This window comes from Achromobacter spanius, assembly GCF_029637605.1.
Taxonomy (GTDB): Bacteria; Pseudomonadota; Gammaproteobacteria; order Burkholderiales; family Burkholderiaceae_B; genus Achromobacter; species Achromobacter spanius_E.
In genome coordinates, this window is sequence record NZ_CP121261.1 from 3,756,054 (window position 1) to 3,778,964 (window position 22,911).

A 22,911-nucleotide genomic window follows, 5' to 3' on the forward strand; every position below is an offset into this window, starting at 1 on the left:
CTATTGCGCCACCCGCTGTATTTCAGGCGTGACCCACTTGCCGTCCAACAGCGCGGGCTTGGGCCAGTAGTAGCGCAGGGTCACCATGAACGGGCCAGGCGGCGCGGGCAACCAGTTGGACTCCTTGCCCTTGCCCGGCGACTGCGACTGGATGTAGATCGTCAGCCCGCCATCGCGATCTTTCTTCAGCGACGGCAGCATGGGGGAATTGATCAGATAACGGTTGATCGGGTTGGGCGCCAGCAATTGTTCGGGCAACCGGTACATCGTCATCGACCAGAACGCATTCACGGGCGGCAGGCTGCGCGGCGCAAAGCGCAACGTGTACGCATAACGGCCATCCAGTTCCTGCCCCCGGCTGTCTTTTTCCAGCACGGGGTACAACGCTTCTTCGCGGCTATTGGCGCCGATGCCCATCTGCGTACCGGTCGCACGCGCCAGATAGTCGTTCTTGAGCTTGGCGCGGCTGCCGAACAGCCCATCGGTCTTGCCGCCCAGCGCCGCGCGATTCTTGTCGATGTCGTTCTGCGCCGTATGCATGCCTTCCTGCAAGGCGCGGCGCAGGCGCGGGTCCAACTGGTCAACGGGATAGGGTTGGCCGGGCTTGATACCGATGCTGGCAAGCCGTTCGCGCAGCCACTTTTCCGTGGGGTGGGTGGGCGCAAACTGAAGCAGAAAGGCCAGTTGGTTGTAGAACTCCAGCGACGTGCGCATCTCGTGCGGCGGCACGGGAGGAATCCAGTCGACGGCAGCGGGCGCGGGTGGCGGGCGGCGCTTGGCAAAGGACGACAGGGTCTGGATCTTGTAGCGCGCCTGGATGCGCTTGACGTTGTTCAGGTCCGCCGCGTTGAACAGTTGCGTGCGGCCGACCACGTTGACCAGTTCGGTTTCCGACTTGATCACCTTGGTGATGCCGCGCGGCACCTTGCCGTTCCAGCGCGGCCCCGCCACCAGGAAGTTGCCACCGCCGTTGCCGGTTTCGCGGCTGCCGATGTAGGCAAAGTTGTAGGTGTACAGGTCCATCAATTGCAGCACAAAGTAGCGCCGCTTTTCGATGGGCGGCACACTGATCACGACGGGCTCGGCACGCAGGTCCAGCATGGCGAAGGAATACGGCGTGTCCGCATTTGGCGTGACGAACGCGGTGTCCTCGGGCGTGAAGACGCGCGCGATGTTGTTGAAGGTGTTGGGCGGGCCTTTGTATTGCGGGTTGTTCTTGTCCAGGTTGAAGGCATACATGGTCTGGTAGCTGGCGACCATGGGCGTGCCGTACAGATACGCTTCGCTGGCAATGCTGCGCGCCTGTTGCGCGGTGACGCCTTGGATGCCCACCGACTGCGAACCCGTCGCCTCGTCGGACGACGTGAAGCTGCAGGCCGCCAGGTTTACGCTAAGCGCGGCGGCGGCCAACAGGCCCACGCGGCGGCGGAGCGCCGTGGACGCAAACCCGGTGCTACTTTGACGATCGCGCATAATTTGCTCCAACACCTGCATGTTGTTGGCAACGCCCGATTGGCGGCAGCGTCGCGGTCAAAAACAGCAATACCGCAGGCGATTCTGGCATATTTCCTGCCGATCCGCGCCGAGTTGATCCGGGCGGGGCACCGCGATCAGGCGTCGACTGCCTGTTCCCGATCCGCCAGGCTTTCCAGTTGCCTGGCCGTGATCGCCACGATGGCGCTTTCGGTGGCGCGCGCGTCGGTGTTCAGGTGCTGAATCAGGTCCAGCGTGGTGGAACGGCGGGTCAGCATCAGGCAGGTGACTTCGGCATCCACCACGCGCGTGGCATGCCAGCACCCTGGCCGCATGCAAACGCCCTGCCCTTGCGGCACGCGAAAGGCGGCAAGTGTGGCCAGGTCGGGGCTGCCGTCGGCGAGGCTTTGCGCCACCACCTGAATGATCGTGCCGGTCAGCGGCACGATGGCCTGCTGCGTCAGCAAGTGCTTTTCCAGGCTGGCGATTTCTGGGGAAGCGCTGCGGTAATTGACCCACAGCACCTCGGCGTCGCCACCCGCGCCGGTGTTGAACACGTGTTCCTGCCAGAAGTCCGTGGCGGGGTTGGAAAACAGCGGCATGCCGTTGCCATCCGGAATGGGCTTGCCCAACATCCAGCCATACGGCGTGAATGCCTGCGGCGTCAGATCATTGACTTCCAACTGCTGCTTGCTCGTCATGCAGAACCCTGTGATGGCTTGGGCGGCGTGCCGCGTTTGGGGAATTCGGTGGCGTAGTCGAAGTCGCCTCGGGCGATGGCATCCAGGATGGCAGCGCGCCGATCGGCCGCGCGTTTCAGGTTGGCGGCCGTGGGCTTGACGCGGATGCGTTCAACGCAATGCTGGCCCTTATACATGAAGCCGATCTCGATGGACGATTCCGACGCGGGTCTGACCCCCTCGAACCCCTGGCTCATCGTCTTTCCCGTGGTGATTGCGGATGGGCGACATGATAATCGCCTGATATGCATCGTCCAAGCGCGGCTTGCGTGAACACAGCGGGCAAGCATGGTTACGATGGCGGCTGGCCCTGCAAGGATGAACCCGCCAAGAACACCCCTATCAAGGATGCCCACCATGACGACTGATCTGTCATCGCATTATGTTCTGCTGGACGCCACTGGCGCCGCCGCCACGGTCAAGGGCGGCGACGAGTTCTGGTCGCAGCCGCCCGAGGCGCTGGACCGCTTCGGCCGGGGCTGGCTGGTGTCCGAATACACCTTCGCCAACGACTGGCCCCAATGGGAAATGCACCCCGAAGCCGACGAGATCGTGCGTCTGATGTCGGGCACGGCGGAGTTGCATCTGGAATGGCCGACGGGCCTGCAAGTGGTGAAGATGCTGGCCGACGACGCCTATGTCATTCCCAAGGGCGTGTGGCATACCGTCAAAGTGGTCGAGCCCTGTCGCATGCTGCACATCACGATGGGCGCGGGCACCCAGCATCGGCCGGTGTAGGGTTCAACCAGGCGCGCCGACCGTACGCACACGCAGGATCTCGCGGTCGTCGATGGGCCAATGCAGCACGGCGGACACAACCCCCAGCGCCATCGCGCCCAGCCAGATCAGGTCATACGACCGCGTGGCCTCGAACACCACGCCGCCCAGCCACACGCCCAGGAAAGACCCCAATTGGTGGCCAAAGAACACAAAGCCGAACAGCGTGGTGAGGTAGCGCACGCCGAACACCTGCGCGATCAGGCCATTGGTGAGCGGCACGGTGCCCAGCCAGACAAAACCCATGATGGCGGCGAACGCGTACACGGTTCCCGTGGACAAGGGCAGCAACAGAAACAAAGCGATGGCCGCCGTGCGCAGCAGGTAGATGCCGGCCAGCAGGTACTTGCGGCGGTGACGCGCGCCCAGCACGCCGAACACATAGGTGCCCATGACGTTGGTCAGCGCAATGATGGCCAGGGCCGCCACCGCGTCGGACGCACGCAAGCCCTTGTCCATCAGGTAAGCGGGCAGATGCGTGCCGATGAACGCCAACTGGAATCCGCACGCCAGAAAGCCCAGGTTCAACAGCCAGAAGCCGGGCCGCGTGAACGCTTCGCCGATGGCGGCACGCAAGGACAGGCTGGCGTCCGGCGCATTGGCGTCGCGCGCCGCGCTGTCGGGTTCGCGCAGCGGCCGCGCCAAGGGCAGCAAAACGGCCATCACCACCGCGAACACCAGCAACGCGCTGACCCAGCCCCAGCCCCCGATCAACCCCTGCGCGGCGGGCACCATTGCGAACTGCCCCAGGCCACCCACGGCGCCGGCCACGCCCAGCGCCCAGCCTCGGCGCTCGGGGGGCACCAGCCGGCTTAGCGCGCCATAGACGGCGGCGAACGCCGTGCCCGACAGCGCGATGCCGATGCACACGCCCGCCGTCAGCATGAACGCCATGGGCGTGACCGCATGCGCCATGCCGACCAGGCCCAGCGCGTAGAACACCAACCCGCCCGCGATGACCTTGGCCGATCCATAACGGTCGGCCACCATGCCGGTAAACGGCTGCGCGATGCCCCAGGTAAGGTTTTGCACGGCCAGCGCCATCGCGAAGGTGTCGCGGCTCCAGCCCCGGTCCATCGACACGGGCAAGAGGAACAAGCCCTGCACGTGGCGCACGCCCAAGGCCAGGCCCATGATGATGCCGCCGGCCAGCACCAGCAGCCACAAGCGTGAAGGGTCGAGGGGTGAAGCGGGGGACTGTGACGCAGCGGGCTGTGACGCATCGCGGGGGCAAGCGTCTGGGCAAGACGGGGCAAGGGGCGCTGGCATGGTGAACCTCTCTGGTCGCGCGATGGGCCTCGGCACGGGAAACATCGCGATTCCATTACAGAAGGGCCGCCACGTGGCTTCAAGCGATTATTTTTTGCCGGCTGCATGCGGGGCGGGAATGCGAAAAACCGTCGCTTGTTAACGCTTCGTTTTCTATCGTTACATTTACCCTTTCGTCGCCCCCCTACGGCTGGTTACAGTGCTGCCTTCGCATATTCTGGCAAGGCATACGACCATGTGGCACGTCCGGCTTGGCTTCCCCTTTTTCGCGGCCCCTGTCCGCGTGTTCGCATGATGCGCACCGCGCTCAAGCCCTTGGCGCTGGCCCTGGCGCTGACCTTGCCGGCCCTGCCCGATACGGCGCACGCCGACTCCTGGCTGGACCAATGCAGCACCAGCTACTACGGCCGAAACGAAGACACGGCCTGCCATCAGTCCTTCAGCGACGGACTGGCGGCCGTGCTGACCGGGTCGCGCAGCGACGAAGCCGGCGCCTGGGGTTATATCGACAAGCAGGGGCGCATGGCCATCGTGCCCGCCTACGAACACGCCTCGCGGTTTCAGAATGGCCTGGCCGCTGTCAGCCAGGGTCACTTGTGGGGCTATATCGACACCAAGGGCCAGTGGGCGATCAAGCCGCGCTACACCAGGGCCACGGGTTTTAACGCCGAAGGCACGGCGCTGGTTGAAGACGGTGAACTTAATCTGCTGATCGACCGGCAGGGCAAGGTCGTCAAGACCTTTCCGCTGGGCACCCGCACATGGGGCTTCATGCCCGGCCAGAAGCTGGCATCGATGGAGGTTCCCACGCCGCCGCGCCTGATCAACACCGCAACGGGCGCGGCCACCGCGCTGCCCGAAGGCGTGATGATGCTGGACGCGCCGTCAGCCGACTATTTGCCGGCGCAGTTGCGCGGGTCGCGCTATTCCGGCTGGTGGGGTTTGCTGGACGCACAGGGCCGCTGGGCCGTCACACCGGACGTGCTGCGCTCACGCGAAGCGCCCATGCGCGACGGCGACGTCGTGGCCGTGCGCCGTGAAAAAGATTGGACCTTCGTGGACCCGCGCGGCGAATCGATTTCGCAATCCCGCTACGAGCGCGTGCAGTGGCTGGCGTCCGGCCTTTGGCTGGTGGCGGAGGAAGACGGCAAGCCCACCTTGCTGGACGGCGGGCTCAAGCCGCTGCATGCGTTTTCCACGTCATACATGGGCGTGCAGCAGCGCGATGGCTGGCGCTATCTGTACGACGCATCGACAACGCTGTTGATCAGCCCTGACGGCACGGTGCAAAAGCTGGCGATACGCGACGGCCGCGTCGACATCGTTCAAGGCCAGGCGTGGGTTTACGGCATGCCGGCCGTCGGGGAGGTGGCCGACACCGCCAGCGCGGATGAGGCGGCGTCACATGCCGCCCTCGCGGTCAACGCCGAAGCTTCCCTCATGCAGGTGTACGCCGCCGACGGCAAGCCCTTGCTGGATGCGGATACCGCCATGCGCCTGCGCAGCTATGACGTCAGCGCGTTTTCTCCCGGCAAATCCGCCCAGCGCGGTTCCGGTGACCAGGCCATGCCGCTGGCACTCTTGCGCGACCTCAACGGCGCACGGCCCCTGGCCATCCTGACCGCCACGGGCAAGATCGTGTCGAACCCGCAATGGGAAAACATCAACACCTATGACGTGACGATGCCGCTGGTGGTGCGCGCCACGAACGATAAGGTGGGCGCCATCGACGGCCAGGGCGACTGGGCCGTGCCGCCCGAGTACAACGACATGCGCCGGTTCAAGGGCCCCTACACCTGGGCGCGCACCGGCGACATGCGTCGCAACGACGCCTTGCTGATCGATGCGCGCGGCAAACCGGCTAACTTGCCGGAAGCAGTCAGCGCGGCGGCGTCCGAGCTGGAAGGCGAGCTGCTGGTCTACCGCGCGGCGGACGGCAACCGCGAACGCCGCTGGGGCCTGTGGAACATTCGCCTGGGCGCGCCCGCGCTGAAGCCGGAATTTGATCGCATCAAGGAATTCGACGACGACTGGGCCCGTGTGCAGGACAAGGGCCGCTGGGGTGTCGTCAACCGCCAGGGCCAGTGGGTCGTGCCGGCCACGCACGACAGCGCCTACAACATGGAATACCTGGGCAACGGCTTCATGCTGGTCAACGAGCCCGAAGGCAAGGGCCTGGCTGGCCGTTATGGTGGCAGCCCATACCGGATGGTCAACCTGCGCACCGGCAAGCGCAGCGACATCATCTACGGCAAGCCGGACAAGCTGCAAAACGGACGCTACATCGGCGAACTGGCCGACGGCAGCGCCGTGCTGTTCGACGCGCAGGGCGGGACGACGAAGGTTTCAGATGGCCGCATCGACAGCAAAGCGCAGCATGGCGACTGGCTGATCGTGCACCAGGACGAACGCGAAGGCGCCATCAACGCGCGCGGCAACCTGCAAGTGCCGGCCCTGTATGGCGAATTCAATCCCTTCTTCGTGCAGCCCGAGGGCTTGGCGCGCGTCAACCAAGGGCCTGGCTATCGCGTCATCGACCAACACGGCAAGACGGTGCTGGAGAAGTACGGCGACGGCTTCCCGCTGGCGTCCATGCAACGCGTGCTGTTCGAAGACGACCGCGCGTCCACCTCCATACTGACGGACCTGCAGGGCCGCGAGGTCGCGCGCCTGTCCAACCGCTTTCCGGTGGGCTACCAGCGCGCCAGCGAAGGCGTGGTGCCTTACAGCGAAAGCTACGGCAAGCAAGGCTTTCTGAATGCGGCGGGCAAGCGCATCGTGGGCGCGCACTTCAGCGACCTGGGCGCGCTGAAGCACGGCCTGGCCCGGGCGCAACGCCTGGACCGCACGGGCAAGCTGTACGGCTACATCGATCTGAGCGGGCGCTTTGCCATTCCGCCCGCGTTCACGTGGGCGCAAGACTTCCAGGACGAACGCGCCATGGTGTTTCGCGACCACCTGGTCGAATTCATCGACACACGCGGCAAGACCACCACCACCTTCGGCATGCTGTGCGACCAGATCGTGATCTTCGACGCGGAAGAAAACCAGAGCTGGCCGCGCGAAGCCCTGACATGCCCTGACGCGACGCGCATCGATCCCCCCGCCCTAGACACCGCCAAAGCAGAATGACCATGACGTCACGAGTGATCCGCACCACCCGTATCGCCTGCGCCCTGGCCGCGCTGGGCGCATCCCTGTCCGCGCACGCGCAGATGGGCCATGTGTTTTGCGTTGACGAAACCCGCGCGCGCAACGACGTCGCTGTCGACGACATCTCGTACCACACGCCCTACGCCAACGGCTGCATCCGCAACCTGGCGGATGGGCGCGCCGCCGTGCTGCTGCCGTCCGCGCTGGAGCCGATGCGCCGCGTGCCATCGGACGAGTCCCTGCGCCGCCATGCCTGGGGCTTTCTGGATCAGAACGGCAGGCTGGTGATCCGCCCGATCTTCGAGAACGTGCGCGACTTTCGCCACGGGCTGGCCGCCGTGCAATGGCAAGGCAAGTGGGGCTTCATCAACCCGCAAGGCCGCATGGCCGTGCCGCCGCGCTACGACAGCGTGGGCGACTTTGCCGAAATTGGCCTTGCCGTGGCCACGCTGGACGGACGCCATGTGTTCATCAACCGCCAAGGCGACACGGTGGGCGAGCCGTTGGACGCCGGCGTCGAAAGTTTGGTGATTGAAGACGGCGTGCCCGCGCGGGCAACGGTAGCCTACAAGCTGGAATACCGGTCGCCAACGGGCGAACGCCGCTTCGCCACGCCCGGCGTGAAGGTGACGCAAGCCTATGGCCAGGGGTTTTTCATTGCCACCAACGGCGAGTATCGGCACGGCCTGGTCGACCGCGACTGGAACTGGGTGCTTGAACCCGTGTACGACGATATCTCGGTCAATCGCGACGGCATGCTGGCCGTGGCTTATGGGCCGGACGGCGTCGTGCTGCTGGGCACGGACGGCACGGTAATCGGCGCGGACCAGCACTACGAATCGCTGAACCCCGTGGGCCGCAAGTTCTGGAGCGCGCAGTTGGGCGATCGCAAGGGCTATGCGGTGCTGGACACCGCCGGCCAGCCGGTCGTGACCATGACGTCGCCCGAAGCCCGCGCCTCGCAGCGCTTTGGCGACGCGATCGTGTACCCGTCGGGTGACACGATGATGGCGTTGGTGCCCGGCCAGCCCAAGCCAGTGCCGCTGGGCGCGGGCCTTGCAGCCACCGTCGATGAAGAAGGCTTCGTGCTCTTCAAAGGCGACACAGGGATCGGCCTGCTGACGCCCCAGGGCGCGTGGCTGCACGGCGACACCGCCCCCGCCTGGCTGGCGGAGGCCGGCAAGATGGAAGTGCATCAAGGCCGGCTGTGGATCAGGAACCGGGAAGGCGCACTGCTCAATATCGTCGACGCCGACGGCCACGCATTGCTCAAGCCGGAAGCCGTCGAGGCCGTGCAGAACATGCAACTGAAGGCGTTGCCCATGGACTTGCCTGGCGCTCCCTTGGGGATGCTGGGCCAGTCGCATTGCCAATGCGGCCCTGCGGGCGCCGGCTTGCTGCTGGCGGACGGCAGCCTGGTGACCGACCCGTCGTGGACGGACCTGACGATGCTGGACGTTGACCCGGACGGCGACACCGATGCGCTGGTATCCACCGACGCCCTCAAGCCGGAACAACTGCGCTACGCCGCAACCACCGCTGACGGCATCCGCTTGCTGGACGCCCAGGGCCGCGTGATGAATCTGCCGGCGCAGCAATACATTGGCGCGTTTCACCTGGGTTATGCGCTGGTGTACGCCAACGGCGTGAACCAAATGATCGACCGCGACGGCAAGCTGTATGGCTTGCCCGCCGATGTGTTCGATTCGCAAGTGGTGGCGCCGGGTGTGATGCGCTACGTCAAGACAGCCAGCGCCGATGCGCCGTGGGGTCTGTACGACTTCGTGGCGGGCAAGGAACTGGCCGCGCCCGCGTTTCAGGAGATCGGTGCGTTTGAAAACGGGCGCGCTGTTGCATCGCTGGGCAGTGACCGCGTGGGCGTGATCGATCTGCAAGGCAAGTGGACCGTGCCGGCGCGCCATCATGCCGTCGCGCGGGTCAACGACAACTTGTGGAAGGTGATGCAGGCGGGCGCGCAGGACGAGGGCACCAACCGCCCCGTTGCGCTGTTCAATGACCAAGGCCGCGCGCTGACGCCCTTCATCAGCCGGTTGCAGATTGGCCAGACGGAAGACGGCACCATCACGGCCGAGAGCGATCATCGGCGTTGGATCTTTTCAGCAGATGGCGTCAACGCGCAGGACCTGGAAGACGCGTTATATACGCGCCTGGGCGACTGGCTGGAAATTCGGCGCACGGCTCGTCATGGATATCTGAACGAACTCGGCGAATGGCAGATTCCGCCCAGCGCCGCCACCGGCTCGGTGTTCCAGGGCTCGCCCGCGCGTGCGCTGGCCACTGATGAAAGCGGTGCGCGCCTGATCGACACGGCGGGCAAGACGGTGGCGACGCTGCCCGCGGGCGAATGGCAGTGGCCGCAAGGTTCACCGCAACTACTCAGGCATTACGAAGTGAACGGCCGGCTGCGTACGGACTATGTCGACACGAGCGGCAAGACGCGGCTCACGGCCGAGGGCGTCACGTCGGCATTCTCGGAAGGCCAGGCCGTGTCGTTGCTGCCGACCCGCGCGATGCGCGCGGTGGATGCCAAGGGCGCACTCACCGGCCCGGCGTTCAATGCGCTGGGCACGCTGCGCGACGGCCTGGCGCCGGCTTTGGCCGATGTGAACATCGGCTTTGTCGACCGCCAGGGGCAGTACGTCATTCAGCCCGCGTACAGCACCGTCACGCCGTTCAAGAACCAGCGCGCGGTGGTGTCCACGATGGACTATTCGGAACTCATCGACCCCGCCGGCCACGCGCTGGCCCGCGTGGAAATGATCTGCGGCGTGCGCGCGCTGTATGGCAGCGCGGGGCAGCGTTTGTGGCCCAACACGATGCCGGCGCGTTGCGACCGCTAAGGCGGCCGGGCGTTTGAAGCCCGTGCTTGAAGCGCATTCTTGAAGCGCGGGCGTGAAGCCCTGGCGTTGGACGCCTATTGCGTGTCCAACGCCAGGTAACGCTGGGTCTGAACGATGGCTTCGCGTTCCTTGAAGCTGGTCAACTGGTCGGCCAGCGCGCTGCTGTCGCCCGTTTGCTTGATGGCGGCCAGCGTGGCCTGCATGGCGTGAATGGCGGCGCGCTGCAGGTCCGACGGAATGATGGCCAGTCGATAACCCATGGCCGCCAGGTCGGGCAGCGGCACCAGCGGCGTCTTGCCGCCGTAGAACATGTTGATGAGCTTCAAGCCTGGCAGGCGATCGGCAATGGCGCGGATCTGCGCCAGCGTCTCAGGCGCTTCCACGAAAATCATGTCGGCGCCCGCCTTCAGGTAACGCTCGGCGCGCGCCAGGGCGGCGTCAAACCCTTCGACCGCGATGGCGTCCGTGCGCGCAATGACCAGCGTATCGGGGTCGCTCAATGTTTGCCGCGCGATGTGGACCTTGCGGCACATTTCCTCGACGTCCACCAGGCTCTTATCATCCAGGTGGCCGCAGCGCTTGGGAAACGATTGGTCTTCGATATGAAAGGCCGCCACGCCCGCGCGTTCCATGATGCGTACCGTGCGCTCAACATTGGCGGACCCGCCGAAGCCCGTGTCTGCGTCGGCCACCACCGGCAGCCCGCTTGCGTCCACGATCTTTTCCACGCGGTCCATCACTTCCGTAAAGCTGAGCAGGCCGATGTCCGGGTAGCCCGCCGCCCGTGCGATGGCGCCGCCGCTGGCGTACACAGCGTTGAATCCTGCCATGGCCACCAGCCGCGCGGACATGCCGTCATACGCGCCGGGCGCCACCACGATGCCATCGGCCAAATGCTGGCGCAGCAAGGCGCCGGGTGTCAGAGAGGAGTTCATGCGGGTTCCTGAAAGCGGGATCGATGCGTGCATGATCGGCTTGCCGGACTAGAATGTCCAATATATGGAATGTTGATGTTCAGTATTTAAAAGGTATCGATATGGAACTGCGGCATCTGCGGTATTTCGTGGTGACGGCCGAGGCCCAGCACTTCACGCGCGCGGCGGAAATCCTGGGCATGGCGCAGCCCCCGCTGAGCCAGCAGATTCGTCAGTTGGAACAGGAAGTGGGCACGCCGCTGTTCGACCGGACGGGGCGCGGGGTGGTGCTGAACGACGCGGGCCGCGCGTTCCTGGCCTGCGCGCAGGATATTCTGCATCGCGCGGAGGCCGCGGTGCAGACGGCCCAACGCGCTGCCCGAGGCGAGGTGGGAGAACTGGCGCTGGGTTTTACGGAGTCGGCCTCGTTCAATGGCGTGGTGACGGAAGTGATCCGACGCTATCGCCAGCAGTATCCCGACGTTGAGATGACGCTGTCGCAAGGCGATAGCGAGACGCTGGTGGCGCAACTGCGCGATGGGGCGATCGACGCCGCCTTCGTGCGCCCGCCGTTCGCGCTGGACGGCGGGCTGACGTTCACGCAGTTGACCGAGGAACCGCTGGTGGTGGCCTTGCCGCTGGGCCACGCGCTGGCGCGCCGCAAGCGCTTGGCGCCGAAGGATCTGACGCAGGAACGCTTCATCCTGTATTCGCGCAAATCCGGCTATGGGCTAAGCGCGGACATCATGGCGGCGTGCCGCCAGCACGGCTTGAACCCGCTGATCGGCCAGCGCGCACCGCAGTTATCGTCGGCGGTGAACCTGGTGGCTGCAAGCATGGGCGTGGCGGTGGTGCCGGCGTCATTACGCCCCCTGCGTCCCGACGGCGTGGTCTACCGCCCCTTCACCCTGGACTGGCCCCGCGCGGTGCTAGGCCTGGCGGTACGCGCAGAAAATCCCCGCGGCCGCATAGAAAACCTGTTGCGCCTGGCAAGCGAAAAGCCAAGGCCAACCCCGTAGGATGGGTGCAGCGCGAGGGGGCCAAAAAAAGAACGCAGACGCCGTTCGCGCGAAACCCATCAAGCAACGCCCCAATTCGTATCAAGCCCAACGCAAGAACCCGCACCGCAAGATGGGTTCCGCGCGCTAACCGCTTCGGTTTTTATCACGCCCCTGCCGCGCTGCACCCATCCTACGATGGCACTGACGTAAGATGGTCACCCCTCATGCGACTCATGTACCGCCACCGCCCCGCGCTTCCAATAGCTCGCGGCGCGGATACGAGACTTATCGATCGCATGCCGTGACACCATGATTTCGCGCACGGCCTTGGCCACGGCGGACTCTGCCGCGACCCAGACATAGCCTTCCCCTTCAGGCAGCGTCAATTCACGCGCCGCATCCAGCAGCAGCGTGCTATACCCCGGCGCGGTGCCGTTACGCGGCAACCAGCGCACCGACACATTCGCCGCCGACTTCAGCAGCATCTCGTTCTCAGCAGACGGCACTTCAATCAGCACCACCGCCTGCGCCTCTGCAGGCAATTCCTCCAGCCGGCGGGCAATTGCGGGCAGCGCGGTTTCGTCGCCGATCAGCACGTGCCAATCAAACGCCTTGGGCACCACGAACGAACCGCGCGGGCCGCCAATGCCCAACTGCTGACCCGGCTGAGCTTGTTCCGCCCACATGCAAGCCGGGCCGTCGCCATGCAGCACGAATTCAATCTCCAGCTCACGACGCTCCGCATCAAAACGGCGCGGCGTGTAATCACGCGCCGCAGGCTTCGGCACCCCTTCAGGAAACTTGACGCCATCCGGACCCACGCTGGGCAATGCCGGCGGCAGCAAAGGATCGGCAGAGAAAAACAGCTTCACGTGGTCGTCAAACGAAGCGGACACAAAGTCCTGCAAGTCGTCGCCGGTGAAGGTAACGCGGGCCAACAGGCCCGCGACGCGCTCAACGCGCTGAACAGTCAGTACGCGCATCTTCAAGTTGTGGCGCACGCGCTCCACGGTCAGGTCACTACGATTCATCAAAGCTCCAAATTCTGGAAAAGTGCGGGATCAAGCACAGGGCTTGCCGTTGATCTCGTCGGTAGCGCGCGCCAGGATGGCGGCAATGCGGCGTTGTTCGGCGGGCGAGGCATCGGTGCGTTCCATCAGCGCGCGGCGGATCGCGTGGCGGGCCTCGACAAACTCGGGCACCCAGCCCGTACGCGCGTCCTCGCCTTCCGGCCCCAGGCTGCGCGGCTCGCCGCTCCATGCCTGCCGCATCCAATCCATCTTGCGAGCGATGTGCTTGAAGCGGTTGAGCATCATCGACACGCGCTCACGATTCGCGTCCAGATGGACCCGGCCGGGTTCCGCCAGGTGGTAGCGCTTCTTGGCGCCGTCCTGCTCCACCGTGGCATAGCCCAGCTCTTCCAGATAGGTCAGCGCGGGGTACACCATGCCGGGGCTGGGCGTGTAGAAACCATTGCTAAGCGTGCCGAAGGCCTTGATGAGCTCATAGCCGTGGCTGGGGTTCTGTTCCAGCAAGCCCAGCAGCATCAATTGCAAGTCATCGGCGGACACGCGGCGGCCGCGGGTAAAGCCACGGCCGTCGCCGCCAAACCCGCCAGCGTCGCCGCGCCCCCCGTCAGGCGGTCCGGAAAACCAATCACCCCCGGCACTGGCGTGGTGGGGGTGATGGTGGCGGTGGTGGTGATGATGGCCACGATGCCCGTGGGCATGGGCGTGGCGATGGAAGGGATCGACGTTGTGCTGATGCATAGAATGCCTCTTACGATGTATCTAACGATATAGATCTTACGATACACCCGCAAAATTCCAGCCGTCAACCGGAAGCTTGTATCGCTAGGCGACGCCCCCCGTGTCGGAACCCGTAGCCAACCAGCGCGTAAACGCCGCCGCCCGGGGTTCGTCGGGCGCCGCCGCGTAGACGACCAGGCGCAGATGACGGCTTTCGTCGACAGTCAGCGTGGCGTGTTCCAACGCCACATCCCCCAGCGTCTCCACATGCAGCTTGCGCTGGCCCATGCAAGCAGATAAAGATGGCGGCGTTCGGCGGCGTCCAGCTTCAAAACGCGCGCCAGGTTTTCCAGGAAGGTGGCCGACACGCTGATGTTGCGGCCTTGCTCAAACCACGTGTACCAGGCCAGGCCCACGCCGGCCAACGCGGCGACTTCCTCGCGGCGCAGCCCGGGGGTGCGGCGGCGGCTGCCGGCGGGCAAACCCAGGTCCGACGGGTTGAGGCGTGCACGCCGCAGGCGCAGGAATTCGGCCAGGTCGGGACGCGTGCGGTCCAGGCGTTCGGGGATGGGGTTTGGGGTCATGAAGGGACGCGAATCGGGTTTGGTGGACGAGGCGACTGCGGGCTGATTACGGCTGACGGGTTACGGCTGGCACGTTGCTGTTGCCCGGCTATTGCCTGTAGTAACAGCATAAACAGCTAAATTGTATAAGGCTACGAGCCCGCCCAGAATAGCGCGGATCCCAATCCAATAGCGCTGACATGACCTCGAACGCCCTGCCTTCCCCACGCTCCCGCGCCACCCCCGACACCCCCACTCTGGGCCCGCTGGGTCTTGCTGTCCTATTGTCGGGCGGCTTCATCACCATCTTCGATTTGTTCGTGGTGAACGTCGCCATCCCCAGCATGCAAAGCACGCTGGCGGCCAGCTTTTCACAAATCAACTTCATCATTGCCGCCTACGAAATGGCGTATGGCGTGTTGCTGATCGCGGGCAGCCGCCTGGGCGACCGCCACGGCCGGCGCCGCTTGTTCATGCTGGGCATGGCGGGCTTCGCGCTGGCCTCCGCGCTGTGCGGACTGGCGCCCAACGCCAACGCGCTGATCGGCGCACGGGTACTGCAAGGCGTGGCGGCGGCCATGCTGTTTCCGCAGGTCTATGCGTTGATACGTGTCAGTTTCGACGGCCAGGCGCGGCGGCGCGCGTTCGGTCTGATGGGCATGACGCTGGGGCTGGCCGCCATTGCGGGCCAGGTGCTGGGCGGCTGGATCGTGCATGCCGACCTGTTTGGCCTGGCGTGGCGCACCATCTTCCTGATCAACGTGCCGCTGGGTTTGTTGGCCTGGCGCTTGGCGCGCCACATTCCCGAATCCCGCGAGCCTTACGGCGCGGCCATGGATTGGCACGGCGCGGTGTGCGTGGCCACGGGCCTGGCCTTGCTGCTGCTGGCGCTGATTGAGGGGCCGGCGCGACACTGGCCCTTGTGGTCGGTAGCGTGTGGCGCCGTGGCCGTGCTGCTGTTGCTGTCGTTCGTGCGTATGCAACGTAGTGTCAAGGCGCGCGGCGGCGCCCCGCTGGTCGACATGGGCTTGATGACGCAGCCGCGCTTTGCGGTGGGGTGCCTGTTGGTAATGCTGGTGTTCTCGACCGCCAGCGCCATGTTTCTTTGCTACGCAATGCTGGTGCAAACCGGCTTTGGTCTGGACGCGTTGACGGCCGGGTTGATATTCGCGCCGGCAAGCGTCGGCTTTGTGGCCGGGTCCATGGCCGCGCCACGCCTGGTGGCCCGCTTCGGCACGCCCGCCATTACGCTGGCCGCCCTGCTGTACGGCGGCGCCACCGCGGCATTGATGGTGCAGGTGGGCGTGGCCGGCGCGGACTTGTCGCCGTGGTCGCTGGTGCCCGCCCTGGTGTGGCTGGGCGCGGCGCAGGGCGCGGTCAATACGCCACTGGTCAACGTCGCGCTGGGCCTGGTCGAGGACCATCACGCCGGCATGGCGGCTGGCGTGGTGTCAACCCTGCAACAGGTAGGCGCCGCGCTGGGCGTCGCGGCGGCGGGCATGCTGTTTGGCGGCGCCTTGCAAACCCATGCCGACGCCAGCGCGCCCGAACGCTACGCGCATGCCTTCAGCGCGGCGATGCAGTTCAACGTCGCGGCGATCGCGGCGGCAGTGCTGTTGTTATGGTGGTTGAGCCGCCGGGGTTTGTAGCCTCGGGCCGCGCCACAAAAGCGGGTTGACCGCGGGCCTGAGCCGCTGACTCAGCCCACCGCCTCAGCCCGCCGACAACTCCCTCGCCCGCGCTTCGGCCTTGCGCACCGCCTGCGTGATCGCATCGGCCACGCCGGCATCCCGCATGTGCGACAGCGCCGCGTAGGTGGTGCCGCCCTTGGACGTGACGCGTTCCTGCAATTCCGTCAGTGGCACCGCTTCGCTAGCTGCCAAGCCCGCCGCCCCTCGAAACGTGGACACGGCCAGGCGGCGCGCATCGTCGGCCGAAAAGCCCAGTTCCAACGCCCCCTTTTCCAGAGCCGCCATGAAATGGAACACGTAGCCGGGGCCGCTGCCCGTCACGGCGGTCACGGCGTCGATCATGGCTTCGGTATCGGTCCAGATGCGCTCGCCCACGGCGGCGAACAGGGCGTCCACCCGATTGCGGTCGGCTTCCGCGCACGCCGGCGTGGCGTACAGGCCCGTCATGCCCAGGCCCACCTTGGCGGGCGTGTTGGGCATGGCGCGTACGATGCGCGCGTGTCCGCCCAGCCATTGCGACAACGACGCCAGATCCACTCCCGCCGCGATGCTGATCACGGTGGCGTCAGCCGGCAGGAATTCACGCACCTGCCCGCAGGCTTCTTGCAGCCCTTGCGGCTTGGTGGCCAGCACGCACAATACCGCGCCGCCAATGTCAGCCCCCACGCTTTCCCGGCAGGCCAGGCCGCGCGCGATGAGTGCGTCGCGCGTGGGCGCGTAAGGCTCAACCACCAGGAAATCGGCTAGTTCACGGCCCTGTCCGAGTAAGCCGTCAATGATGGCGGAGGCCATGTTGCCGCCTCCGATGAAAACGATTTTTTCGCGCATAGGGATGGGGTCCAAGGAAGATTGCAAGCCGGGTGTGCAAGCAGGTTTGCAGTAGATTGCATAACGCACGATATGATTGTATTTCGATCATTTTGGCGGCTGCAATCCGGGCGTGCCATTAGACGACGAGGCGGGCATTGCTGCACGCTAAGCCCGTGTCGCCATGCAGGATTTCCGCCTAGGACATACCCTAAAATCAATTGATATACGATTAATCAAATCGAAAAGCGATTTAATCGATCGTATGCTGTGCCTCAATGCACTCGGGTTCCCTTGAACCCCGAGCTTCATTCGGGACCACAGACATGACCAACGGCATCACCCTGCTAGACGCGTTGACCCAGGCCCTGGGCGCCGACGCCATCCTTCATACCGAGGCCGACACCGCGGGCTACACCGAAGACTGGCGCGGCCGGTACAAGGGGCCGGCGCTGTGCGTCGCCCTACCGGGCAACACGCAGCAGGTGGCCGACATCGTCAGGCTCTGCAAGGCGCATGCCACGCCGGTATTGCCCCAGGGTGGCAACACCAGCCTGTGCGGCGGCGCGGTGCCGGCCGCCAGCGGCAAGCCGCCCGTCATTGTGAACCTGGCCCGCATGCGTCGCGTGCGCCGGGTCGACGCGGCCAACAATTCCATGGAAGTCGAAGCAGGCTGCGTGTTGGCCACGGTGCAGGACGCCGCCGCCGCCGAAGGCCGGCTTTACCCGATCAGCCTGGGCGCCGAAGGCTCCTGCCAGATTGGCGGCACCATCGCCACCAACGCGGGCGGCACCGGCGTGCTGCGCTACGGCAATACCCGCGACAACATCCTGGGCCTGGAAGTGGTGCTGCCCGACGGCACCATCTGGAAAGGCCTGACGGCGCTGCGCAAGAACAACACGGGTTTCGACCTCAAGCATCTGTTCATCGGCGCCGAGGGCACGATGGGCATCGTCACCGCCGCCGTGCTCAAGCTGCATCCCCTGCCCACCCGCCACGCCGTGGCCTGGGTGGCGCCGGACAGCCCGCAAGCGGCGTTGGACATATTGGGCATGTTCCAACGCACCTGCGGTTCGCGCCTGTCTGCCTTTGAAATGATCGACAGCAACCAACTGGACATCGTGATGGCGCACGTGCCGGGGCGCAAGAATCCGCTGGACGGCACGCACCCGTGGCATGTGCTGATTGAACTGTCCGACACCGGCAGCGGCGAAGAACTGCAAGACCTGTTGCAGCAGACACTTGAGCAAGCTTCTGAACGTGGCCTGCTGCACGACGCCGTGCTGGCCAGCAACGACACCCAGCGCGCCGCGCTGTGGGAAGTGCGCCACAGCGTGTCCGAAGGCAATAAGAAAGCGGGCGTGGGGCTGACCACCGACAGCGCCGTGCCGGTCTCCAGCGTGCCGCGCTTTATCGACGAGGCCACCGCCGCCGTGCGCAGCTTGGTGCCGGACCTGCCCGTGCTGATCGTCGCGCATCTGGGCGATGGCAACGTGCACTTCATTCCCTTCTTCACGTTCGACGCCTGGAACGCCCTGCCCGACCGCGACACGATGGCCGCCGACATCCGCCGCGCCGTCAACGACGTGGCCGATGCGCTGGGCGGCACCTTCAGCGCCGAACACGGCGTGGGCCGCACGTCGCTGGCCGAGATGGCGCACTACAAGTCGCCGGTTGAGCTGGCGATGATGCGCGCATTGAAGTCCACCTTTGATCCCGCCAATTTGTTCAACCCCGGCCGCTTGCTGCCATGAACGGCGGTCTTTGACCCGCCGCCTTTGATCCCTATTCCTTGATTAGCCCCCTTGACCCGTCGTCCCTGACCCGACCCGCAGGAGTCTTCCATGAAATCCATCCCCCACAACGCTTCGCGCCGCAACGCGCTGAAATCCGTCGCCGCCGGCGCCGCCGCCCTGGCCATGCCCATGATCTGGACGCCGTCGCGCGCGGCCTCCAAGCGCATCGTGGTGCGCGATGACGGCGGCATCTACAGCAAGGCGTATGGCGCCGTGTTCTACAAGCCGTTCTCGGAAGCGACCGGCATCCAGGTGGTGGGCGTGCAGGCAAACGCCGAGCCCACCGCACAGATCCGCAGCATGGTCGACACCGGCAACTACACCTGGGACATGGCCAAGATCAGCCAGCCGGCCATCTTGATGCTGACCGAAGGCGGCAAGGTCTATCTGGAAAAGCACGGCCTGGAATCCGACCCGGTCATCTCCACCATTCCGAAGCAATACATGTCGCCCTTTGGCGTGGGCAACAACGTCTACACCACCGTGCTGGCGTACCGCACCGACGCCTTCAAGGGCCGCCGCGCGCCCGAGTCGTGGGCCGATTTCTGGAACGTGAAAGACATCCCCGGCCGTCGTGGCCTGCGCAAGCACCCGTTCGACACCATCGAAGAAGCCCTGATGGCCGACGGCGTGCCCGCCGACAAGGTCTACCCCTGCGACATCGACCGCGCCCTGGCCAGCCTGGACAAGATCAAGCCGTCGGTGGACGTGTGGTGGAACACGGGCGCGCAGGTCGAACAGATGCTGGGATCGGGCGAAGTCGACATGATCGCCACCTGGGTGTCGCGCGCGCAATCGGCCATTGCCAATGGCGCGCCGGTGCAGATCGTGTGGGACCAGAACATCTGGGGCTGCGACAACTGGGCCATTCTGAAAGGCTCGCCCAACGCCGACGCCTGCCGCGAATTCATCAAGTTTGCGTCCGACCCCAAGCGCCAGGCGTCGCTGGTGGAGTACTTTGCCGCCGGCGTCACGCAGCCCGCCGCCTTTGACTACATCAAGGCGGACGTGGCGCGCAATTGCCCCACCCACCCCGACAACATCAAGACCGGCTTGCACATCAACGCGGCGTACTGGCTGGACAAGCAGCGCGACGTGCTTGAGCGTTTCAACGGCTGGGTCCTGCAGTAAGTCGTCAACCGCGCGCCACGCCCGTGGCGCGCACCGGGCATCTTTAACGTGTTGAACACCATGTCTTCTTCCAATCTGCAAATTTCGGGCCTGGGCAAACGCTATGGCGATTTCGTTGCGCTGGCGCCCACGCACCTGGACGTCGCCCGCGGCGAATTCCTGACGCTGCTGGGTCCGTCCGGCTCGGGCAAGACCACCCTGTTGAGCCTGATCGCCGGCCTGGCGCAGCCCGACGAGGGCCGCGTGCTGATCGACGGCACCGACGTCACCTATGGCGCGCCGTACGAACGGGATATCGGCATGGTGTTCCAGAACTACGCGCTGTTTCCACACATGAGCATCGAGGAGAACATCGCGTTCCCCCTGAAGATGCGCAAGGTGCCGGCGGCCGAAGCGCGCCGCCGCGCGCACGAGGCGCTGGAAATGGTGCGCCTGCCGCACGTGGCCACGCGCCTGCCCCGCGAGTTGTCGGGCGGCCAGCAGCAACGCATTGCACTGGCGCGCTGCATGGTCTACCGCCCCGCCATCATCCTGATGGACGAACCGTTGGGCGCGCTGGACAAGAAGCTGCGCGACCAGATGCAGTTGGAGATCAAGCGCATCCACCGCGAGCTGGGCACCACCATCGTGTACGTCACGCATGACCAGGAAGAGGCCATGACGATGTCCGACCGCATCTGCCTGATGAACGGCGGCGCGATCGAACAACTGGGCACGCCGGCCGACCTGTACTTCCGCCCCCGTACCTTGTTCGTGGCCGATTTCCTGGGCGAATCGAACCTGCTGCAAGGCGAAGTCACGTCGGTGGACGGCGACACGCTGACCGTGAAGCTGGCGCATCAGGGCGTGACCGGCCAGGCGCTGTCCAACGGCGCCCCCATCAAGGCCGGCCAGAAGGTCACGGTGATGCTGCGTCCGCAGAACCTGCGCGTGGGCGTGGGCGCGGCCGAGCCCGGCCTGGCGCGGCCCGACCTGACGCGGCCCGACCTGACCGGCACGCTGCTGGACGTGATGGTGACCGGCAGCCTGACCAAGCTGTATCTGGACTCGGGCGTGCCAGACGCCGCGCCTATCGTCGTGGCGTATCCGACGCAGCGGCAGGCCGAGCAATACGCCATCGGACAACCCTTGACCGTTAGCTGGCAAGCCGCCGACGCAGTGGCGATTGCGGAGTGAACGCATGACTACCCTTGCCACCCCTCGCAAGCGCATGAGCCCGGGCCGCCGCCATTTCCTGATGGCGGCGCCGCTGGTCGTGCTGTTATTGGTGCTGCTGATTTACCCGGTCGGCCAGTTGCTGTTGTTAAGCGTGGTCGACGACCAGGGCTTCACGCTGGCGCAGTACCACCGGCTGTTCGATTCGTCGGTGTATATCAACGTGCTGCTGATCACGTTGAAGATCTCGTTGTGGACGACGTTCTTCTCGGTGGTCGCGGGCTACCCCGTGGCCTACCTGATCTCCAGCCTGACGGCAAAGCGCAAGACCTCGCTGTTGTTCTGGGTGCTGCTGTCGTTCTGGACCAGCTTCCTGGTGCGCACCTTTGCGTGGGTGGTGCTGCTGGGCCGCAATGGCGTGGTGAACCAGTTACTGCAGGCGCTGGGCATCCTGGATGCGCCCGCCAACCTGCTCTACAACTTCGGTAGCGTGCTGGTGGGCATGGTGCATGCGCTGATGCCGCTGGCGGTGCTGACGATGCTGTCCGTCATGGAGAACATCGACCGCAACCTGCCGCGCGCCGCGTCCACGCTGGGCGCGCGCCCGGGCACCGCGTTCTGGAAGATCTATTTTCCGTTGTCGATGCCGGGTGTCGCGGCGGCGGCCATCATGGTGTTCGTGACTGCCATCGGCTTCTTCATCACGCCCGCGCTGCTGGGCGGGCGCAAGGAGACGATGATCACGCAGATCATCATCGACCAGGTGCAGCAGACCATGAACTGGGAGTTCGCCGGCGCCGTGTCGGTGCTGCTGCTGGTGGTGGTGCTGGTGGTGTTCGCCATCTACGACAAGGTGCTGGGCCTGTCCACCATGACGGGCGGCGCGTCTACCCGCGTGCGCGCATCCGGCAAGGAAAGCCTGTCGCGCCGCGCGGGTGATGCGGTGCTGACGGTGCTGGCCAATGTGTCGGATGCGCTGTTCGCGCTGCTGCCCAAGCGCATGCGGCGCTCGGTGTCGGGCACCGGGCAGTCGCGCACGCTGTGGTGGATGGTGCTGATTGTGCTGGCGTTTCTTAGCGCGCCGGCGTTCTTGATGATTCCGCTGTCGTTTGATTCCGGGTCCGGGCTGACGTGGCCGCCCAAGGGCTTTTCGCTGCAATGGTACGAGCAGATGTTCACGTCGCCCGTATGGATGCAGGCCATTACGCGGTCGCTGATCGTGGGGGTGGGCACGGGCTTGCTGGCGATGCTGATCGGCACGCCCGCCGCCTTCCTGCTGGTGCGCGCCAACATGCGCGGCAAGTCGGCGATGCTGGCCTTCGTGCTGTCGCCCATCGTGGTGCCGCGCATGATCATCGCCGTGGGCATGTTCTATTTCTTCGCCCGCGTGGGCCTGGTGGGCTCGATGATCGGCCTGATCCTGGCGCACACGGTGGTGGCGGTGCCGTATGTGGTGATCACGATGATGGCGGTGCTGCGCAACTACGACACGCGACTGGATCTGGCGGCGCAAAGCCTGGGCGCGGGGCCGTGGTCCACGCTGCGCTTCGTGACGTTCCCGATTCTTGGCGCGGGGCTGATGTCGTCGTTCCTGTTCGCGTTCGCCACGTCGTTCGATGAATTGACGATTGCGCTGTTCGCCTCGGGCGGTCTGAACGCCACGCTGCCCAAGCAGTTCTGGGACGAGGTGACGCTGCAGATTTCACCCGTGATTGCGGCGGTATCCACCTGCTTGTTCATTTTCATTGCCGCGCTGATCTGGCTGGCCGACAGGCTGCGCCGCCGCAGCCTGGCCAACTGAACCCGGCGCGTTTGATTTATCTTTAGGAACC

At 65.3% G+C, this 22,911-nt stretch carries 19 protein-coding genes; 9 read left to right on the top strand and 10 right to left on the bottom strand.

The genetic code is table 11. The annotated features are described in order from the left end of the window. The 3 genes from P8T11_RS16740 to P8T11_RS16750 form a co-directional block, all read right to left on the bottom strand. A complete protein-coding gene (locus P8T11_RS16740) occupies positions 1–1,473 on the bottom strand; it encodes a DUF1254 domain-containing protein (RefSeq protein WP_268080915.1) in 1,473 nt (490 codons plus the stop codon). Positions 1,474–1,610: 137 nt separating this feature from the next. Continuing rightward, positions 1,611–2,174 carry an ureidoglycolate lyase gene (locus P8T11_RS16745; protein ID WP_268080914.1) on the bottom strand — a complete coding sequence of 188 codons (564 nt, stop codon included), beginning with the start codon at positions 2,172–2,174 and terminating at the stop codon, positions 1,611–1,613. After that, entirely contained in the window at positions 2,171–2,410 is a 240-nt protein-coding gene (locus P8T11_RS16750) for an Arm DNA-binding domain-containing protein (RefSeq protein ID WP_268080913.1), read from the bottom strand. Before P8T11_RS16750 ends, P8T11_RS16745 begins: the two co-directional genes overlap by 4 nt. 160 nt (positions 2,411–2,570) lie before the next feature. On the opposite strand from P8T11_RS16750, the gene P8T11_RS16755 reads away from it, so the two are divergent. Further along, positions 2,571–2,951 carry a cupin domain-containing protein gene (locus P8T11_RS16755; protein ID WP_268080912.1) on the top strand — a complete coding sequence of 127 codons (381 nt, stop codon included), beginning with the start codon at positions 2,571–2,573 and terminating at the stop codon, positions 2,949–2,951. A 3-nt stretch (positions 2,952–2,954) separates the two neighbouring features. Here P8T11_RS16755 and P8T11_RS16760 read toward each other — a convergent pair whose 3' ends face one another. After that, a complete protein-coding gene (locus P8T11_RS16760; protein WP_431521703.1) occupies positions 2,955–4,259 on the bottom strand; it encodes an MFS transporter in 1,305 nt (434 codons plus the stop codon). 291 nt (positions 4,260–4,550) lie between these two features. Here P8T11_RS16760 and P8T11_RS16765 point away from each other — a divergent pair, with 291 nt between their 5' ends. Together P8T11_RS16765 and P8T11_RS16770 are read left to right on the top strand one after the other, a co-directional pair. Further along, complete coding sequence (locus tag P8T11_RS16765) at positions 4,551–7,391, top strand: WG repeat-containing protein (protein WP_268080911.1); 2,841 nt, start codon at positions 4,551–4,553, stop codon at positions 7,389–7,391. Positions 7,392–7,393: 2 nt separating this feature from the next. After that, a complete protein-coding gene (locus P8T11_RS16770) occupies positions 7,394–10,273 on the top strand; it encodes a WG repeat-containing protein (RefSeq protein ID WP_268080910.1) in 2,880 nt (959 codons plus the stop codon). A gap of 74 nt (positions 10,274–10,347) precedes the next feature. On the opposite strand, the gene P8T11_RS16775 is transcribed toward P8T11_RS16770, so the two are convergent. Then, positions 10,348–11,208 carry an isocitrate lyase/PEP mutase family protein gene (locus P8T11_RS16775; protein WP_268080909.1) on the bottom strand — a complete coding sequence of 287 codons (861 nt, stop codon included), beginning with the start codon at positions 11,206–11,208 and terminating at the stop codon, positions 10,348–10,350. A gap of 101 nt (positions 11,209–11,309) precedes the next feature. Here P8T11_RS16775 and P8T11_RS16780 point away from each other — a divergent pair, with 101 nt between their 5' ends. Continuing rightward, entirely contained in the window at positions 11,310–12,206 is an 897-nt protein-coding gene (locus tag P8T11_RS16780; RefSeq protein ID WP_268080908.1) for a LysR family transcriptional regulator, read from the top strand. Positions 12,207–12,403: 197 nt separating this feature from the next. Here P8T11_RS16780 and P8T11_RS16785 read toward each other — a convergent pair whose 3' ends face one another. The 4 genes from P8T11_RS16785 to P8T11_RS16800 form a co-directional block, all read right to left on the bottom strand. Then, positions 12,404–13,219, bottom strand: coding sequence for a siderophore-interacting protein (locus P8T11_RS16785; RefSeq protein ID WP_268080907.1), 816 nt, complete (start codon positions 13,217–13,219; stop codon positions 12,404–12,406). 30 nt (positions 13,220–13,249) lie between these two features. Then, the gene (locus P8T11_RS16790; protein WP_268080906.1) at positions 13,250–13,957 is read right to left on the bottom strand and encodes a PadR family transcriptional regulator; all 708 of its coding nucleotides are present in this window, start codon (positions 13,955–13,957) and stop codon (positions 13,250–13,252) included. Positions 13,958–14,041: 84 nt separating this feature from the next. After that, a complete protein-coding gene (locus P8T11_RS16795; RefSeq protein WP_268080905.1) occupies positions 14,042–14,185 on the bottom strand; it encodes a hypothetical protein in 144 nt (47 codons plus the stop codon). After that, on the bottom strand, positions 14,161–14,520 hold the full coding sequence (locus P8T11_RS16800; protein WP_268080904.1) for a helix-turn-helix domain-containing protein: 360 nt from the start codon (positions 14,518–14,520) through the stop codon (positions 14,161–14,163). The genes P8T11_RS16795 and P8T11_RS16800 overlap by 25 nt, the downstream gene beginning before the upstream one ends. Positions 14,521–14,699: 179 nt before the next feature. On the opposite strand from P8T11_RS16800, the gene P8T11_RS16805 reads away from it, so the two are divergent. After that, positions 14,700–16,148 (top strand): MFS transporter, encoded by a 1,449-nt coding sequence (locus P8T11_RS16805; protein WP_268080903.1) that lies wholly within the window; start codon positions 14,700–14,702, stop codon positions 16,146–16,148. Positions 16,149–16,211: 63 nt separating this feature from the next. On the opposite strand, the gene proC is transcribed toward P8T11_RS16805, so the two are convergent. Beyond that, positions 16,212–17,018 carry a pyrroline-5-carboxylate reductase gene (proC, locus tag P8T11_RS16810; RefSeq protein ID WP_268082336.1) on the bottom strand — a complete coding sequence of 269 codons (807 nt, stop codon included), beginning with the start codon at positions 17,016–17,018 and terminating at the stop codon, positions 16,212–16,214. A 305-nt stretch (positions 17,019–17,323) separates the two neighbouring features. Here proC and P8T11_RS16815 point away from each other — a divergent pair, with 305 nt between their 5' ends. From P8T11_RS16815 to P8T11_RS16830, 4 genes are all read left to right on the top strand, one after another. Further along, a complete protein-coding gene (locus P8T11_RS16815) occupies positions 17,324–18,751 on the top strand; it encodes an FAD-binding oxidoreductase (RefSeq protein WP_268080902.1) in 1,428 nt (475 codons plus the stop codon). A 90-nt stretch (positions 18,752–18,841) separates the two neighbouring features. Continuing rightward, entirely contained in the window at positions 18,842–19,924 is a 1,083-nt protein-coding gene (locus P8T11_RS16820) for an ABC transporter substrate-binding protein (protein WP_268080901.1), read from the top strand. A gap of 60 nt (positions 19,925–19,984) precedes the next feature. Further along, entirely contained in the window at positions 19,985–21,100 is a 1,116-nt protein-coding gene (locus tag P8T11_RS16825; RefSeq protein ID WP_268080900.1) for an ABC transporter ATP-binding protein, read from the top strand. A gap of 4 nt (positions 21,101–21,104) precedes the next feature. Beyond that, the gene (locus P8T11_RS16830) at positions 21,105–22,880 is read left to right on the top strand and encodes an ABC transporter permease subunit (RefSeq protein WP_268080899.1); all 1,776 of its coding nucleotides are present in this window, start codon (positions 21,105–21,107) and stop codon (positions 22,878–22,880) included. Positions 22,881–22,911: the final 31 nt, after the last annotated feature.

Excerpts from the sequence above, each read along its gene's own strand:
- P8T11_RS16740 (WP_268080915.1), bottom strand. The coding sequence starts at position 1,473 with ATGCGCGATCGTCAAAGTAGCACCGGGTTTGCGTCCACGGCGCTCCGC.
- P8T11_RS16745 (WP_268080914.1), bottom strand. The coding sequence starts at position 2,174 with ATGACGAGCAAGCAGCAGTTGGAAGTCAATGATCTGACGCCGCAGGCA.
- P8T11_RS16750 (WP_268080913.1), bottom strand. The coding sequence starts at position 2,410 with ATGAGCCAGGGGTTCGAGGGGGTCAGACCCGCGTCGGAATCGTCCATC.
- P8T11_RS16755 (WP_268080912.1), top strand. The coding sequence starts at position 2,571 with ATGACGACTGATCTGTCATCGCATTATGTTCTGCTGGACGCCACTGGC.
- P8T11_RS16760 (WP_431521703.1), bottom strand. The coding sequence starts at position 4,259 with ATGCCAGCGCCCCTTGCCCCGTCTTGCCCAGACGCTTGCCCCCGCGAT.
- P8T11_RS16765 (WP_268080911.1), top strand. The coding sequence starts at position 4,551 with ATGATGCGCACCGCGCTCAAGCCCTTGGCGCTGGCCCTGGCGCTGACC.
- P8T11_RS16770 (WP_268080910.1), top strand. The coding sequence starts at position 7,394 with ATGACGTCACGAGTGATCCGCACCACCCGTATCGCCTGCGCCCTGGCC.
- P8T11_RS16775 (WP_268080909.1), bottom strand. The coding sequence starts at position 11,208 with ATGAACTCCTCTCTGACACCCGGCGCCTTGCTGCGCCAGCATTTGGCC.
- P8T11_RS16780 (WP_268080908.1), top strand. The coding sequence starts at position 11,310 with ATGGAACTGCGGCATCTGCGGTATTTCGTGGTGACGGCCGAGGCCCAG.
- P8T11_RS16785 (WP_268080907.1), bottom strand. The coding sequence starts at position 13,219 with ATGAATCGTAGTGACCTGACCGTGGAGCGCGTGCGCCACAACTTGAAG.
- P8T11_RS16790 (WP_268080906.1), bottom strand. The coding sequence starts at position 13,957 with ATGCATCAGCACAACGTCGATCCCTTCCATCGCCACGCCCATGCCCAC.
- P8T11_RS16800 (WP_268080904.1), bottom strand. The coding sequence starts at position 14,520 with ATGACCCCAAACCCCATCCCCGAACGCCTGGACCGCACGCGTCCCGAC.
- P8T11_RS16805 (WP_268080903.1), top strand. The coding sequence starts at position 14,700 with ATGACCTCGAACGCCCTGCCTTCCCCACGCTCCCGCGCCACCCCCGAC.
- proC (WP_268082336.1), bottom strand. The coding sequence starts at position 17,018 with ATGCGCGAAAAAATCGTTTTCATCGGAGGCGGCAACATGGCCTCCGCC.
- P8T11_RS16815 (WP_268080902.1), top strand. The coding sequence starts at position 17,324 with ATGACCAACGGCATCACCCTGCTAGACGCGTTGACCCAGGCCCTGGGC.
- P8T11_RS16820 (WP_268080901.1), top strand. The coding sequence starts at position 18,842 with ATGAAATCCATCCCCCACAACGCTTCGCGCCGCAACGCGCTGAAATCC.
- P8T11_RS16825 (WP_268080900.1), top strand. The coding sequence starts at position 19,985 with ATGTCTTCTTCCAATCTGCAAATTTCGGGCCTGGGCAAACGCTATGGC.
- P8T11_RS16830 (WP_268080899.1), top strand. The coding sequence starts at position 21,105 with ATGACTACCCTTGCCACCCCTCGCAAGCGCATGAGCCCGGGCCGCCGC.